We start from the raw sequence: 16273 nt of genomic DNA, 5'->3' as shown, positions 1-16273 counted from the left end.
GACACTGAGCGTCCCGCAGAGAGCGACCATCACCAACATGGGCGCGGAGCTGGGCGCGACCACCTCGATCTTCCCCTCTGACGAAAACACGCTTGAATTCCTGAAGGCTCAGGACAGAGCGGACGCATATACCGAGCTGAAGGCTGACGACGACGCGGTTTATGACGAGCACATCGTGATCAACCTTTCCGAGCTGGCGCCTCTGGCGGCTTGCCCCCACTCCCCCGACGCTGTCAAGAGCGTTGAAGAACTGGCGGGTATGAAGGTCGATCAGGTTTGTATCGGCTCCTGCACCAACTCCAGCTACGCCGATCTGATGAAGGTCGCGCATATCCTGAAGGGCAAGACGGTTGCCGACGGCGTATCTCTCGCGATCGCGCCCGGCTCCAAGCAGGTGCTCAATATGCTCGCGCAGAACGGCGCGCTGTCCGATCTGATCGACGCGGGCGCGAGGATCCTCGAGAGCGCGTGCGGCCCCTGCATCGGCATGGGTCAGTCCCCGAACTCCAAGGGCGTTTCTCTGAGAACCTTCAACCGCAACTTCCTCGGCAGAAGCGGAACCAAGGACGCTGAGATCTATCTGGTATCTCCCGAGGTAGCGGCGGTCTCCGCACTGACCGGTGTTATGACCGACCCGAGAGCATACGCGGACGGCTACAAGGTCGATATGCCCGAGCACTTCCTGATCAACGACAACATGGTCATCGAGCCCGCGTCCGTTGACGAGATGGACAAGGTCGAGGTACTGCGCGGCCCGAATATCAAGGAATTCCCCAAGACCTCCGGGATGGCTCAGGATATCAGCGCTTCCTGCTCCTTGAAGGTCGAGGACAACATCACCACCGATCACATCATGCCCGCGGGCGCGAAGATCCTGCCCCTGCGCTCCAATATCCCCGCGATCTCCGAGCACTGCTTCACCGTATGCGATACCGAGTTCCCGACCCGCGCCAAGGCGCTGGGCTCCTCGATCATCGTCGGCGGCTCCAACTACGGTCAGGGCTCATCCCGTGAGCACGCGGCTCTCGCTCCGCTGTACCTCGGCGTTAAGGCGGTACTGGTCAAGAGCTTCGCGCGTATCCACAGAGCGAACCTGATCAACGCGGGTATCCTCCCGCTGGAATTCGCGGATGAAAACGATTACAACAACATCGATCTCGGCGATAATCTCTATATCGAGAATATCCGTGATCAGATCGCGGCAGGCAACGGCATCACCATCATCAACAAGACGAAGAATGTTGAGATCAACACCAAATGCGCGTTGACCGAGCGCCAGAAGGATATCATCCTCGCGGGCGGTCTGCTCAATTACACGATGATGAAATAATAAGCCTCCCTTTTCTAAGGGAGGTGGTGCGAAGCACCGGAGGGTTGACGTAATGACATAAAGCACTGCACAGCAACCCCCAGTCGCCGGACATGGGTGTCCGCGACAGCCCCCTTAGGAAAGGGGGCCTCAAATAAGATAAAGATTGATACGGAGGCAATCATGGCTACGATTCAAATGAAAACACCGCTCGTCGAGATGGACGGCGACGAGATGACCAGAGTCATCTGGCAAATGTTAAAGGATAAACTCATTCTCCCCTTTGTTGACCTGAAGAGCGAATACTATGATCTGGGTCTTGAGAAGCGCAACGCGACCGACGATCAGATCACTGTTGACTCCGCAGAGGCGACAAAGAAATACGGCGTAGCGGTCAAGTGCGCCACCATTACTCCGAACGCCGCGCGTATGGATGAATACAACCTCAAGGAGATGTGGAAGAGCCCCAACGGCACGATCCGTGCGATCCTCGACGGTACCGTTTTCCGCCAGCCGATCCTCGTCAAGGGCATCACCCCCTACATCCCCACATGGACAAAGCCCATCTGCATCGCCCGTCATGCTTACGGCGACGTTTACAAGAACACCGAGATGATCGTCAAAGAGGGTTCCAAGGCGGAGCTTTGTGTGACCGATAAAGACGGCAATGAGAGCCGTCAGCTGATCCACAGCTTTGACAACAGCGACGGTATCATCCAGGGTATGCACAACCTCGACAACTCCATCGCGTCCTTCGCGAGAGCCTGCTTCAACTACGCGCTCGATCAGAAGAAGGATGTATGGTTCGCGACCAAGGATACCATCTCCAAAAAATACGATCACACCTTCAAGGATATTTTCGCGGAGATATTCGAGAATGAATACAAGGCGAAGTTCGATGAAGCCGGTATCGAATACTTCTACACCCTGATCGACGACGCTGTCGCGCGTGTAGTACGCTCCGACGGCGGCTATATCTGGGCTTGCAAGAACTATGACGGCGACGTGATGAGCGATATGATCGCTACCGCGTTCGGCTCTCTGGCGATGATGACCAGCGTTCTGGTATCCCCCACCGGCGTCTATGAATATGAGGCGGCTCACGGTACCGTACAGCGTCATTACTACAAGCATCTCAAGGGTGAGGAGACCTCCACCAACTCTGTCGCCACCATCTTCGCGTGGTCGGGCGCGCTGAGAAAGCGCGGTGAGCTGGACGAGATCCCCGAGCTGGTCGATTTTGCCGACAAGCTGGAAAAAGCCACCATCGATACCATCGAGAGCGGTATCATGACCGGTGACCTCTATCTGCTGAGTACCCTCGAGAACAAGAAGAAGGTCAACACCGAGGAGTTCCTCGACGCGATCCACGACAAATTGACTGAAATCGTTGCGTAAGGAGTAAGCACCTATGCCAAAAGAAGGCGTTTCCATACAGGTCATCAGACGACTGCCCCGCTATTACCGTTACCTCTCCGAGCTCGACTCAGAGGGCATCGAGAAGATCTCTTCTACCAAGCTCGCTGCTATGATGAATTCCACCGCGTCACAGATCCGTCAGGATCTGAACTGCTTCGGCGGATTCGGACAGCAGGGCTACGGCTATTCCGTTGCGGGACTTCGCACGGAGATCGGCAAGATCCTCGGCCTGGAGCAGCAGCACAACATGATCCTGATCGGCGCGGGCAATCTCGGCAAGGCGATCGCGACGCACCTGAGCTTTGAAAAGCTCGGATTCAAGCTGACCGCGATCTTCGAGAAGGACGAAAAGCTGGTCGGTACCTCACTGCGCGGGATCGAAGTGATGTCGGATGATAAGATCGAAGACTATGTCAAAGAGAATCAGATCGACACCGCAATCCTGACAATGCCGAAGGAGGCTGTGGAAAAGATCATCGACAAGCTCTATGCCTGCGGTATTCGCAGCTACTGGAATTTCAGTCATTATGATATTTCCAAAAAGTATCTGGACGCCACTGTCGAGAATGTACACCTCAGCGACAGCTTGATGACCCTGTGTTACAGAATCACCGAAAAGAATCAAATCGGTTAAAACACTACGGTCCTGACACACGAGGAATACGCGTATGCAAGGACTTCGCAAGAAAACATCATAAACGTTTAAAGCCGGCGCTGATCTCAGTTGAGTTCAGCGCCGGCTGTCTGTTTTTGTAAAATTATTATTATGCTTCGGTTACGGTGCGGCTCCATTGGAGGAACTTCGACTCATATTTCGAATACTGTTCTTTTGAAGTGTAGAACTGGACAAACCAGTAGTAATCATCACTTTCAAATGCTGTTGAAAAATACTTGTATATTGTGCCGTTGGTACCCTCAGCTTCATAGTCAAAGTATTTAAGACCGTTATCTTCTTTGATCTCACTTGTTACCGAGCCCTTCGAGTTGGCATGCTGAACCTCCAGATAATCATCAAGAGATTGCACTTTGGTCTTCGCAAAATCGCTTTTTTCCTCATTAAGCGCGGCAAAAGCCAACTCCTCTTGCATATTTGTGTAATAACACTTTATGTCAGAGTCACTCGGGATCAAGGCTTTATTATCGACGAACTCCTTGGGAAGGGTGATTTTCATATCACCGAAGACAACTTCTTTATCCGGAGATTCCGTCGGTTGGGGAGCCGTAGTGGGAGCAACAGAAGAGGAACTGCTGCTATTATTGTTGTTATTATTGGTGTTGTTCGGTTTTTTACTGCCGCATGCCGCAAGAGCACATACCAACACAGCTGCTAATAAGACCGCGATCCATCTTTTCATTCCGTATCTCTCCTTACAGTTTATTTGCTATTATCATAACACGGGATAAACTGAATAGCAATCCAAAAAATCATTCGTGTATTTGTGTACTTTGCACACAAGAAACAAGCTATTCGTGGATCTTGATTTTTTTATTCTCTATCGTCACCGTCTTGTCGCAGAAGCGCTCGGCGGCTTTTTTATGTGAAATAAGGATACAAGTCTTATTCTTCAATTCTCTCAAATTACGCAGCAGATCAAGCTCTGTCTGCTCATCCAACGCTGACGTCGCCTCATCCAGCAGGATGATCGGCGCACCGGTCAGAATAGCGCGCGCGATCGCCACACGCTGTACCTGTCCCTCACTCAGTCCTCCGCCATGCTCTGAGATCACGGTATCGAGTCCCTGCGGCAGCTCGGCGATGAACTCCTGCGCGCAGGCGATCCGTGCCGCCTCCATGATATCGTCATCCGTCGCGTCGGGCGCTACAAAAGCGATATTCTCGCGCAGTGTACCGGACAGCAGGAAATTGCCCTGCGGCACATAGGAAAAGAGCTTTCTCAGGCTTTTATCCATAATGAGCTTATCATTCTCGGTTTTGATATAGATCTCACCGGATTTCGGCTGATACACGCTCAGCAGCAGCTTCATCAAGGTGCTCTTGCCGATACCGGAGATACCCTCTATCGCGACAAACTCATACTTATCGATGGTCAGCGAGGTGCTGTCCAGAACGATATCCCGGTCAAAGGAGAAGCTGATATCATCGAAGCAGATCGACTTCATATCACGATAGACCTGCGCCGTGTCCACATCACTGTGCAGGATCTGCTCATCCGGCATATTCTCGATCTCCATGATCCTCTCGGCGGACGCCAATGCGTTGAAGTAGGTCGGAAAGATATTCGCCATGCCCTGGATCGGGGTGCGGATCTGACCGATCAGCGTAGTGATCTGCATCAGAACACCATACGAGATCAGCCCGTAGAAGAGATTATACGCGCCCCAACCGAGTCCCCATACAAACGCGAAGGAGAACACCGCGCTCATGCCGGTGCCGGTGATGATGGAGAAGATATTACGCTTGCGCTGGGCGCGATAGGATTCCTCCTGCAGTTCATAGGCGGAATCCCTCATCTTTTCCTGCGCGTCAAAGGTCTTGATCATCAAAAGCGAGCTGAGCCCCTCCTGCATAAAGGATCGCACCTTGCCCTCTTTCTCCTGCACATTCTTGTGCATTCTCTTGGTCATTGGCTTGAACAGCGTCGATATCAGGAACACGAGAGCGCCGCCGATCACAAATACCAGCGCGAAAATGAAGTCGATGCGTATCAGTACGACGAAGATACCGATGATCTTGACGATAAAGAACACCAGACTCGGGATGATAGAAACAATCGCGGACGTAACGACGTTGATATCGTTAGTCAAGAGGTTCATCAATTCGCCGGAATGATACTTTGAGATATCACCGTACTCCTTCATCATCATCGTGTAGAAGAGGTCGGATTTCATACTCATATCCAGACGCGCGCTGACCTTGAAGCCAAAATCACGCGCCAGAATCAGCGTGATGATCTGAATCACCGTCACACCGAAATAGAGCAAGCCGTAGCGGATCACCTCGTCGAACGATCCGCCCTTCGCGCCGTTGACAGCCGCGTCGACCAACTCGCGCGCGTATTCGGTGTTATACACGCCGATGAACGCGTTCACGCCGTAGACGATCGCCAATAATATGATATTGATAAACTGAGGCCTTGAGCTGCGAATGATCCAGCTCAAGGCGCTTTTATGTTTTTTGGACACAAGTCCCTCCGAAAATTAGGTTGAGATTGTGAGGTGCTGTCAAAATCTTGATTTTGGCTACAGCACCCATGCAAGGCTCTCCCAAGAAGCGGAGCGGTAACGCGAACGCTGATTGGTCGAGAGCTACTGCCACGGCTCTTTGAGCCTCGCAATGACAATAATGAAGGCGGCACGACCGGGGTCGTACCGCCTATGTTGATTGAATCAGATCGGCAAGTGAGAAAGGGCAAACGGATTATTTCTCTTCCGCTTTGTCCTCTGCCTTGTCTTCGGCTTTTGTATCAGCCTTTTTGTCCGCTTCTTCGAGCGCGTCGATATCCTCGTTGAGCTCGGAGAAGTCGAACTCGATCTCAGCGCCGCAGTAGGGACAGTCAAGACCGCCCTCGATCAGCGCGTCCTCGTCGACGATAGTCGTCTTGTCACACGCGGGGCAGGTGACCTCATAATACGCCTCGTCGTCGCTGAACTCGTCGATATCCTTGTCGTAGGACACATAACCGCCGTCGCCGTAGATATCTTCTTCGACCTCGGCGAGATCCTCGTCGATCTCATCGACCTGGTTGCAGACCTCGTCCACGACCTCTTCCATCTCGACTACGTCGTATGCCATATCCTCGAGAAGATCGATCATCGCTTTGATGACCTTGACCTCGTCGCGGTTTTCATCGAGCTTTAATCCGTCGGCAAGACCGCGGATATAAGCGATTCTTTCAGTCAGATTCATTGGTGTTCTCCTTGTTATCGGTTGAGATTGCCACGGTTCTAAAGAACCTCGCAATGACAAATGATGCCTTACGCTCTGCCCAGATACTCGCCGGTACGGGTATCGATCTGGATCATTTCGCCTTCCTCGATGAAGAGCGGAACCTTGATCTCAGCGCCGGTCTCAAGGGTAGCGGGCTTGGTCGCGTTGGTAGCGGTGTTGCCGGCAAAGCCGGGATCGGTCTGGGTGACCTGGAGCTCGACAAAGTTGGGCGGCTCTACGCCGAATACGTTGCCCTTGTAGGACAGTACCTTGCATACCATGTTCTCTTTGACGAACTTGAAGCTGTCGCCGAGGATAGAAGCGTTGATCGGGATCTGCTCCCATGTCTCGGTATCCATAAAGTAGTAAAGATCGCCGTCGTTGTAGCTGTACTCCATATCCTTTCTGTCAATGAAAGCGGTGGGGTACTTATCGTTGGGGTTGAAGGTCTTTTCAACAACCGCGCCGGTAATCACGTTGCGGATCTTGGTTCTGACAAAAGCGGCACCCTTACCGGGCTTTACGTGCTGGAACTCGATGATGGAAACAACCTGTCCATCCATTTCAAATGTTACGCCGTTTCTGAAATCGCCGGCAGAAATCATAATCATTTCCTCCTAATGTCTAATTTGAACAGTCTTGTGTCATGATCGGTTGAGATTGCCACAGGCTTCGCCTTCGCAATGACAATGAATGTCGAGATTGCCACAGGCTTCGCCTTCGCAATGACAATGAATGTCGAGATTGCCACAGGCTTCGCCTTCGCAATGACAAAGGATCATGACGAACCTTAACTTAATTATTATACAGGCAAAGTACGGAAAAAGTCAATACTTTCAAAGAATTATATTGTAAATAGGTCACTCGCGTGTTGCAACACGCTCAAACACAGATACAATTCCTCACCTGCCTTTTGGCGGGAGCCTCCTCGCCGGAAGCGGCTCCCCCCTTGTCCTCCGGACATTCCCCCAACGGGGGTACCTTTACCAAAGGGAGCCTTTTAGGGCGATCGCCGCATCGGAACAGCCGCTAAATCACAGTAAACTCCTTGGAGATCTGAGCGAGGTCAACGGGAGTATCGCCTTTCACCAGCACCATATCCTCGATACGTACGCCGAATTTTTCGGGCAGATAGATGCCGGGTTCATCGGTGATCACCATGTTGTCCCGCAGCACGGTACGGTTCGTTTTGTAGACGGCGGGGGCTTCATGGATATCCAGCCCGACGCCGTGACCGGTGCTGTGACCGAAGTATTCGCCGTAGCCGCAGCTCTCGATATGGTCGCGCGCGGCGGAATCCACATCAGCGGCGGTATTGCCCGCCTTGATCGCGCGAAGGGCTTTGAGGTGCGCCTGCAGGACGGTCTCATAGATCATCCGCATTTCGTCGGTGGCGCTGCCGACGGCAACGGTTCGGGTCATATCGCTGTGGTAGCCCTCGTACACCGCGCCGATATCAAAGGTGAAGAAATCGCCGTCCCTGACGATCCTGTCCCCCGGCACACCGTGCGGTAAAGACGTATTCTCCCCCGTCACACAGATCAGATCGAACGCCACGCGCTCGCCGCCGTAGAGCTTGATCAGATGCTCGAGCTCTATCGCGATATAGCGCTCACTCACACCGGGCTTGAGGATATTGAGCACCTCGGTGTAGGCGCGTTCGGTGATGCGCTGGGCGGTGATGATCTTCTCGACCTCTTGCTCCGTCTTGCACATCCTGATCCGGTTCAGCTCGGCGGACAGTCCGTCGGTGAGGACAGCGGGGATGAACGCTTCTTCCAGCTCATGACAGCGCGCGACCGTCACACTCTCGCCCTCGATATAGACGGATCGGATGTTCCAATCAAGAAAAACGCGATTCAGATCATCGATCAACCGAACAAAGCGCACGACCTCCAACGGCGGCTCTACACAGCGGGTCGCCGCCTCATAATAGCGGAAGTCAAGCATCAATACAGATCGGTTTTTCGTGACAAGGATCGCGCCTGCGGACGAATGGAACCCGCTGAGATAGCGGCGGTTCACCTCGCTCGTCACCAATGCGGCGGTGTTTTCATCGGGCAGGAAATCCTGTATACTCTGAATCGCAGTCATCATTAGATCAGTCCGTAGTTAATGGAAGAAATATTGTAGTTGTCATCGTACAGAATAACGGTGTGGTAACCGTCGCCTGTATAATGGTCGGTCCTCAGATCGGTGCCGGAGGGATCGACCAAAAACGGGAAGTAGGCAACCGGATCGGTAGACTGCACCTTTGTGACGTTATCGCCCTCTTTGAGCAGATCAAACTTGCCGCGGGTCTCGGTAACGCGGTACATGCTGTGCAGACGATCTCTCTTGACCCACTCGCCTTTTTCATTGAAGCGGAGTAAAAGAATCCTGGTGTTGCCGATATAATAAACGGCATAACCGTCATCGTCTTTTCTCAGGCACTGGATCTCGTACTTGTCGTGCAGCTTCTTGGTGTTGATCTTCTCATCATCGAGCATGAATTGATAGATCTTATCAAGCTCGGTATCCTTGTAGCCCTTGGTGCAGAGTTCAAAGGCACTGCGGGTCGTATCGGACAGCGCGACCGGGAAATTCGGCTCGTTGGACTTGCAGCCCGTCAGACAGGCTGACAGCACCATCACGGCACACAACAGGATCAGGATCGGTTTTTGGATTATCTTTTGCATAGTAACACCTCTTGGTGAAAGTTCATCGGAAACTGCGGCTCATTGATCATTCTATCAACACTATCACAAATAAGCGCGCATCGTGTCGTTATGACCGCATTACAAAAAACGGACAGGATGACCTGTCCGTTCGTTTGTTGATTATCTGTACTTACGCTTGCGAGCAGCCTCGGACTTCTTTTTACGCTTTACAGAAGGCTTCTCGTAAGCCTCTCTCTTACGAACCTCGGCGATGACGCCGGCGCGCGCACACTGCTTTTTGAAGCGGCGCAGAGCGCTCTCTAAGGATTCGTTTTCCTTGAGCCTTACTTCTGACATATATTTCCCTCCCATCCGCCAAAAGGCAGGGGTTATTCGCATAATGCTTCATTGATTATACAATAATGTACCCGAAGTGTCAAGGGTAAAGCCCCAATTTGTAGAATTTTGCCAATATTCAGCGTTAAATTTTTACAAATCGGAGAATAGACATTTGAAAACCGGCGCGGGCAAATACCGCCCGCGCCGGTTATAATTCAATTAAAGAAATATCAGTCGTGCTTCTTCGAAATTTGCTTGACAGATACGCAAGCGCCGAACATCGCGATGAAGAGTAATACAACTACCATCATGACCATGTCGGTATTTCCGGTCTGCGGAGATTTAGCGGAATTATCCGGTCCTTTTTCCGCGGGTTGCGGAGAAATAGCATACGATGACAGGTCAAACAAAGAAACCTTTGTGATCTCAGCTTTTGTGAATTCATCAGTTAATTCAACAACATAAAGATCGGTTTTGCCGTCTTTTGTTCCGTAGCAAAGGAAACGATAATTGATTCCGGTATCGACAATCCGGGTTGCCAACTCAGCAATATAATCGAGTTTAATTTCCTTGTAGTTAGTTAACGCTTGTTCAACGTCACTTGAATAGTAACTCAAATCATCTGCGCTCGGAGTTTTTGCCGAAACTGTCCATCCATCAGGCGCTTTATCAGTAGTTTTGATATCAGCGGGGTCTATAGCGGCTGAATTCAACAATTTACTGTTGCCCTGATTATCTACAAAAATCGTAGTGATCTCCCATCTAATGGAATCAAAAAAGGCATCCACATCAGTTTTGAGCTCAGTCACAGAAGTCAAAAACACATAATACGTACCTGAATCATCTGTTTGCTTCGCAATGACTTGAGAAGGAAGATATAATACGTTAGTATTACTCTTCATAACAGAAGAAAATATCTTTTTTTCGTCATCTGTAAATTGGTCAGAAGCAAAAGTATAAGTGTGCCATTTACCTGAGATATCGGAATAATAGCCGCTTGAACCGCCGGAGCTGCCGGAACTACCCGAGCCGGAACCGCTGGAGCCACCGCTGCTGCCTTCACCGGGTAAATTTGATTTATCATAATCCCAATTCGTATAAGCACCGGCTTCACTAAGCGCCGCTTCAACGTCATTCTTTGACAAGCCTAACGCACCTGCGGTATCATCGATAAGAGTCTGGTCATCCTTACCGGAATACGTGCGGGCATTTTCGAGAGTGTTCTCCAGAAATCCGACAAACAAATCATACGGTGTTTCTGAAGCAAGGCAAGTCTGACCGACTACGTTACCGATCGAAGTAACCTGAAGACGCGGACCGAGAGTACTGTTTTTCCAAACAGCTTCACCCGCGTTTTTATTAGAGTCTACAGGATTTTCAATCAAATTATTTGTTGTAACAGCAGTATCGCCGAAACAGGAAGCATCAAAAACGAGATCATAGGTCTGGGCGCCGGTTGAGGCATCACAAAAGATGATACAATACTGCTTACCGGATTCCAATCCATAATCAGACAGGTCTTTCGACCAAATGTTGTTGCCTTCATCCGTACCGTTGAGCCTCTTGGAACCCCAAGGGATCAATTCAGTGCCACCCTCAGGATCATAAATATAGAACTGTACGGGACCCGTCCATTTTGTGACGCTGTTATCAAACTTGATCACATCAGCGCCGGTTACAGCTTTATCGTTGACCTCGGCAGCGGAAAAGCTGAATGCAAAAACGCTTAGCAGCATAACCGCAACCAATGTCAAACAGAATAATCTTTTCATCATTGTTCTATCCTCCAAAGATACCAAATTCAACAAAACAGCCGGATGATGCTGTTTTATCAGTATCATTCTACTCTCTGCAACATTCAAAGTCAAGAGAATATCCAAAAAATATTGTATATTTATAAAAAGTATTGTCTAAAACATAGAACAGTATGGTGTTCGAAAAAAAAGATGTCCGACAAATAATACACAGCAAAAAAAAGAGGGCATGAAGCCCTCTTTCGAATTATTTCTGCGGTTTGACAACGATGTTGACCAGTCTGCCCTTGATGTAGATCTCCTTGACGATGGTCATGCCGTTGATCGCGTCGGCGACCTTTTGCTCCGCCTTTGCCTGTGCCAGCACATCCTCCTGCGCGGCGTCGGCGGCGATGTTGAGCTTCGCCTTGATCTTGCCGTTAACCTGCGCGACGATCTCGATGGTATCGTCAACACACTTGTTTTCGTCATACTCGGGCCACTGCGCCTCGGCGAGGATGCCGTCGCCCAGACCGCACGCCTCCCAGACCTCTTCGGTCACGTGAGGAGCGAACGGATTGAGCAGGATCGCGAAGACAGACAGCTCCTTCTTATTGATCTTGCCGTTGGCGTAGATGGTGTTGATCAGCGCCATCAGCGCGGCGATCGCGGTATTGAACTTGATGTTCTCGATGTCGCCCCCGACCTTCTTGATGGTCTTGTGGAAGTCCTTCTCGAGCTCGGGACGGATCGTGTCGCCGTCGATCAGCATATCCTGCAGATTCCAGAAACGCTCGATGAACTTGCGGCAGCCTCGCACGGAGTTGGTGCTCCACGGAGCCGCCTTCTCAAAGTCGCCGATGAACATCTCATACATTCTGAGGGTGTCGGCGCCGTACTCGTTGACGATATCATCGGGGTTGACGACGTTGCCGCGGGATTTACTCATTTTCTCGCCGTTCGCGCCGAGGATCATGCCGTGAGAGGTACGCTTCGCGTAGGGCTCCTTAGTGGGGACTACGCCGATATCATAGAGGAACTTGTGCCAGAAACGGGAGTAGAGCAGATGCAGGGTGGTGTGCTCCATACCGCCGTTGTACCAGTCGACCTGATGCCAGTAACCGAGCGCTTCTTTGGAAGCGAGCGCCTCGTTGTTATGGGGATCCATATAGCGGAGGTAGTACCATGACGAACCCGCCCACTGGGGCATGGTGTCGGTCTCGCGGTACGCCTTGCCGCCGCAGCACGGACAGGTGGTCTCGACCCAGTCGGTCATGTTGGCAAGGGGTGACTCACCGGTATCGGTCGGCTCATAGCTCTCGACCATCGGGAGCTTGAGCGGCAGCTCAGATTCGGGGATCGGAACATAGCCGCACTTTTCGCACTTGACGATCGGGATGGGCTCGCCCCAGTAGCGCTGACGGGAGAATACCCAGTCGCGCAGCTTGAAGTTGACCTTTTGATGGCCGATGCCCTTCTCGGTGAGGACTTCGACGATCTTCTTCTTTGCGTCCTCAACAGACAAGCCGTTGAGGATATCGGAATTGACCATGATGCCGGTCGCGCAGTCGGTGAACGCCTCTTTCTGGACGTCCTCGCCGCCCTTGACGACCTCGATGATGGGCAGGTTGAATTTCTTCGCGAACTCCCAGTCACGGGTATCGTGAGCCGGTACCGCCATGATCGCGCCGGTACCGTAGGAGATCAGAACATAGTCGGAGATGAAGATCGGGATCTCTCTGCCGTTGACGGGGTTGATCGCGGTCACGCCCTCGAGCTTGACGCCGGTCTTGTCCTTGTTCATCTCAGTGCGTTCAAAGTCGCTCTTCTTGGCGGACTCATGCTGATACGCCTTGATCTCGTCGAGGTTTTTGAGCTGATCCGCCCATTTCTCGATATAGGGATGCTCGGGGGATACGACCATGTAGGTAGCGCCGTAGAGCGTATCGGGACGGGTGGTGTAGACAACGAGCTTGTCGCCCGCGGTGGTGTCGAACTCGACCTCAGCGCCGTAGCTTCTGCCGATCCAGTTCTTCTGCTGGAGCTTGACGCGCTCGGGATAATCGACCAGATCGAGATCGTCGATCAGGCGGTCGGCGTACTTGGTGATACGCAGCATCCACTGGCTCTTGACGCGGCGGACGACTTCACTGCCGCAGCGCTCGCATACGCCACCCAAGACCTCTTCGTTCGCCAGAACGCACTTGCAGGAGGTGCACCAGTTAACCGCCATCTCCTTTTTGTAGGCAAGATCATGCTTGAAAAGCTGGAGGAAAATCCACTGCGTCCACTTGTAATAGTCGGGATCGGTGGTATTGATCTCACGGCTCCAGTCAAAGGAGATACCTAAGGACCGGATCTGCTTTTTGAAGCGCGCGATATTGTTCTTGGTAACGATCTCGGGATGGATATGGTTCTTGATCGCGTAGTTCTCGGTGGGCAGTCCGAACGCGTCCCAGCCGATGGGATACAGAACGTTGTAGCCCTGCAGACGGCGCTTGCGGGATACGGTATCCAGCGCGGTATAGGGACGGGGATGTCCGACGTGGAGTCCCTGACCCGAGGGATAAGGGAACTCGATCAAAGAATAGAACTTAGGCTTGTCCGAATTGGTCTCGGAATGGAAAACGCCCTTGTCCTCCCAGATTTTCTGCCACTTAGGCTCGACTGTCTTGTGGTTGTATTTCATATAGATTCCTCCAAACGGTTAGATACGTTATAGCCTCCCTTTGGGAAAGGGAGGGGGACCGCGATCAGCGGTGGAGGGATTGCATCATTGACCGAGCGCAAGCGAGAGACCGTTTTATTTGGTTGGTCGCTTTGCTCCATTCATACAATCCCTCAGTCTGCTTCGCAGACAGCTCCCTTTACCAAAGGGAGCCTTTTTATTCCGTGATGATATCGGAGATATCGATGACTTCGCCGTCCTCCCAGAGACGGTCGAGGTCATAATACTGACGGCTTTCTTCGTTGAACACGTGCACGATAACATCCACATAATCCAGCAGGATCCATGTATCGGAGCGATGACCCTCGATATGGCTGACGGATACGCCCTGCTCGTCCATCTCGTACTCGACGTAGTCAGCGAGGGACTTGACATGGGTGGAGGAGTTACCGGTCGCGATGACCATATAATCGGCAAGAGAAGAGATGTCGGCGATCTTGATGACGCGGACATTCAGACCCTTGCGGTTATCCAATATTTTTGCGATTGCTTTTGCTTCTTGTAATGAATTCATATTATCCTCTCAAATCAAGAATTTGTTCCTATTAATTTTCATTCGGGTGCGGGCAGCGCCCGCCCTTCACCGTTCACCATTCACCGATTTAACAGAATATCATTATATGCCGCGAGGGCGTCGGGGCTGATGAGCGCCTCTCTGCCGGTCAGGCGGCTGATCGTGAACTTGATGCCGTAGATCATGCCTTCCTCCAAAGAATTCTCGGAATGAGCACGGATCACATCGATATCGGGATAATCACGCTCGGCGGAGGTGAAGTCCGCGAGGAAGATCAGCTTTTCGAGCTGACTCATACCCGCGCGTCCGGTGGTATGGTAGCGGATCGCATTGAAGATATCCTCATCGTCGATCCCGATCACATCGCGCACATAGCACGCGCCGGAGATGGAATGCCACAGCTTTGGAGAGCGTTTCTCCAACTCGGTGAGAATTATACCACCGTTTGCGATGATTTGCAACTGTTTCTCGTTATCCGTTTCTTTGGTCACGTCGTGGAGAAGCCCCGCCAAACGCGCTTTCTCCACGTCGCCGCCGTACTTCTTTGCAAAGCGCACGGCTTCTTCGGCGACGTTCAGCGAATGGACGCGGCGGTATTCGGAAAGGTTATCAAGATAAGGCAGATATTGATCGATGTTCATAATGCACCTCAAATAGAATGGTTCTCGCTGTCGCTCGGTCAGATATACAATCCCTCAGTCGACATTCGTCGACAGCTCCCTTTACCAAAGGGAGCCTATGATGACTTTATTCGCGGTACAGGTCATGCTGTTGGATGTATTCGAGGACGCGGGGGTGGATCATGCCGCTGACGTCGGCGCCCGAAGCGATCCCCTCACGTATCAGCGTCGATGACAGTTCTCCGATCGCCTGATGAGCGATCAGCGTGCGGCAGTCATAGTGCTCCCGATAAAAAAGATATTTTTCGTTTAAAGAATCATAATCGACTTCATCGCGCGGCGCGACCAGGATCGTGACATGGTCGAAGATGAACCGGCAATCATGCCACTTGTCGAGCGTCATGTACATATCCGCGCCGACGATCAGATAGAGCGAATCCTCGTCGTTCATCAGCTGCGCGATGGTATCGGAGGTATAGCTCGGACCTTCACGCCGCAGCTCGATATCGCTGACCTCGAGGAGAGGTTCATCTTCTGTCGCGAGCAGGCACATCTGATAACGGTGCTTGCCGTCGGCGATATGGGAATTATCCTTGAGCGGCGTGTAATGCGTCGGGATCAGCGTCACTCGATCGAGCTCAAACTGCTCCGCGAACTGCAACGCCAGCTTGATATGGTCGTTGTGGATGGGGTTGAATGAGCCCCCGTAGATCGCGCGCCTCATTTGACGAGCTTGATCTTGGGCTCTTTTTTGTTTTTGCGATAGAGCACGAATTTAGAGCCGATCACCTGCACCACGTCGGCGCCGATCTGCTCGGCGATGGTATCCGCCGCCTCACGCGAGGTATACTCGCACGCTTCGAGCACCTTGCCCTTGATCAGCTCGCGGGCGGTGATCGCCTCGTCGGCGGTTTTATAAAGCTGTTCGGAAAAGCCGCCCTTACCGACCATCAAAACGGTGTCGATCGGGTTGGCAAGCGCTCTTAATTGAGCGCGCTGTTTACTGGTTAACATGGTTTTCCTCCAGAATAAGGTTGAGATTGCCACCTGTCTCTTATACACATCTGACGCTGCCGACGAATA

Annotated in this window: 16 protein-coding genes; 3 read left to right on the top strand and 13 right to left on the bottom strand. The window is 51.9% G+C overall.

The features are described 5' to 3' along the window. The 3 genes from KQI83_RS15305 to KQI83_RS15295 form a co-directional block, all read left to right on the top strand. On the top strand, positions 1–1330 hold a 1330-nt coding region (locus KQI83_RS15305; protein ID WP_216559841.1), incomplete at its 5' end, for an aconitate hydratase. 162 nt (positions 1331–1492) lie between these two features. Then, a complete protein-coding gene (locus KQI83_RS15300; RefSeq protein ID WP_216559839.1) occupies positions 1493–2707 on the top strand; it encodes an NADP-dependent isocitrate dehydrogenase in 1215 nt (404 codons plus the stop codon). A 13-nt stretch (positions 2708–2720) separates the two neighbouring features. Continuing rightward, positions 2721–3362 (top strand): redox-sensing transcriptional repressor Rex, encoded by a 642-nt coding sequence (locus KQI83_RS15295; protein ID WP_216559836.1) that lies wholly within the window; start codon positions 2721–2723, stop codon positions 3360–3362. Between the two features lie 130 nt (positions 3363–3492). Here the strand turns inward: KQI83_RS15295 and KQI83_RS15290 are convergent, their stop codons facing one another. The 13 genes from KQI83_RS15290 to yhbY all read right to left on the bottom strand — a co-directional run bounded on the left by KQI83_RS15290 (position 3493) and on the right by yhbY (position 16204). Then, a complete protein-coding gene (locus KQI83_RS15290; RefSeq protein WP_216559834.1) occupies positions 3493–4083 on the bottom strand; it encodes a hypothetical protein in 591 nt (196 codons plus the stop codon). A gap of 109 nt (positions 4084–4192) precedes the next feature. Next, complete coding sequence (locus KQI83_RS15285; RefSeq protein ID WP_216559832.1) at positions 4193–5872, bottom strand: ABC transporter ATP-binding protein; 1680 nt, start codon at positions 5870–5872, stop codon at positions 4193–4195. Positions 5873–6107: 235 nt separating this feature from the next. After that, a complete protein-coding gene (locus tag KQI83_RS15280) occupies positions 6108–6596 on the bottom strand; it encodes a CD1247 N-terminal domain-containing protein (RefSeq protein WP_216559830.1) in 489 nt (162 codons plus the stop codon). Between the two features lie 68 nt (positions 6597–6664). After that, positions 6665–7222, bottom strand: a complete 558-nt coding sequence (gene efp / locus KQI83_RS15275) for an elongation factor P (RefSeq protein WP_186833014.1) — start codon at positions 7220–7222, stop codon at positions 6665–6667. 424 nt (positions 7223–7646) lie between these two features. Continuing rightward, the gene (locus KQI83_RS15270; protein ID WP_216559828.1) at positions 7647–8714 is read right to left on the bottom strand and encodes an aminopeptidase P family protein; all 1068 of its coding nucleotides are present in this window, start codon (positions 8712–8714) and stop codon (positions 7647–7649) included. Continuing rightward, positions 8714–9295: a hypothetical protein gene (locus KQI83_RS15265; RefSeq protein ID WP_186833011.1), complete on the bottom strand. Its 582-nt coding sequence runs from the start codon at positions 9293–9295 to the stop codon at positions 8714–8716. The genes KQI83_RS15270 and KQI83_RS15265 overlap by 1 nt, the downstream gene beginning before the upstream one ends. Before the next feature lie 141 nt (positions 9296–9436). Then, positions 9437–9613: a 30S ribosomal protein S21 gene (gene rpsU, locus KQI83_RS15260; protein ID WP_186833010.1), complete on the bottom strand. Its 177-nt coding sequence runs from the start codon at positions 9611–9613 to the stop codon at positions 9437–9439. A 212-nt stretch (positions 9614–9825) separates the two neighbouring features. Continuing rightward, the gene (locus KQI83_RS15255; RefSeq protein WP_216559826.1) at positions 9826–11370 is read right to left on the bottom strand and encodes a hypothetical protein; all 1545 of its coding nucleotides are present in this window, start codon (positions 11368–11370) and stop codon (positions 9826–9828) included. Between the two features lie 226 nt (positions 11371–11596). After that, positions 11597–14017 carry a leucine--tRNA ligase gene (leuS, locus tag KQI83_RS15250; protein WP_216559824.1) on the bottom strand — a complete coding sequence of 807 codons (2421 nt, stop codon included), beginning with the start codon at positions 14015–14017 and terminating at the stop codon, positions 11597–11599. Positions 14018–14213: 196 nt separating this feature from the next. Then, on the bottom strand, positions 14214–14570 hold the full coding sequence (gene rsfS / locus KQI83_RS15245) for a ribosome silencing factor (RefSeq protein WP_186833007.1): 357 nt from the start codon (positions 14568–14570) through the stop codon (positions 14214–14216). 80 nt (positions 14571–14650) lie between these two features. After that, positions 14651–15211, bottom strand: a complete 561-nt coding sequence (gene yqeK / locus KQI83_RS15240) for a bis(5'-nucleosyl)-tetraphosphatase (symmetrical) YqeK (protein ID WP_186833006.1) — start codon at positions 15209–15211, stop codon at positions 14651–14653. Between the two features lie 106 nt (positions 15212–15317). Continuing rightward, positions 15318–15914 carry a nicotinate (nicotinamide) nucleotide adenylyltransferase gene (gene nadD / locus KQI83_RS15235; RefSeq protein WP_216559821.1) on the bottom strand — a complete coding sequence of 199 codons (597 nt, stop codon included), beginning with the start codon at positions 15912–15914 and terminating at the stop codon, positions 15318–15320. Continuing rightward, positions 15911–16204 (bottom strand): ribosome assembly RNA-binding protein YhbY, encoded by a 294-nt coding sequence (gene yhbY, locus KQI83_RS15230; RefSeq protein ID WP_186833004.1) that lies wholly within the window; start codon positions 16202–16204, stop codon positions 15911–15913. Before yhbY ends, nadD begins: the two co-directional genes overlap by 4 nt. Positions 16205–16273 lie beyond the last annotated feature (69 nt).

Source organism: Roseburia sp. MSJ-14 (genome assembly GCF_018918225.1).
Lineage (GTDB): Bacteria > Bacillota > Clostridia > Lachnospirales > Lachnospiraceae > Petralouisia.
Note: the sequence above shows the minus strand (reverse complement) of the source record. Positions and strands in the feature narration are given on the sequence as shown.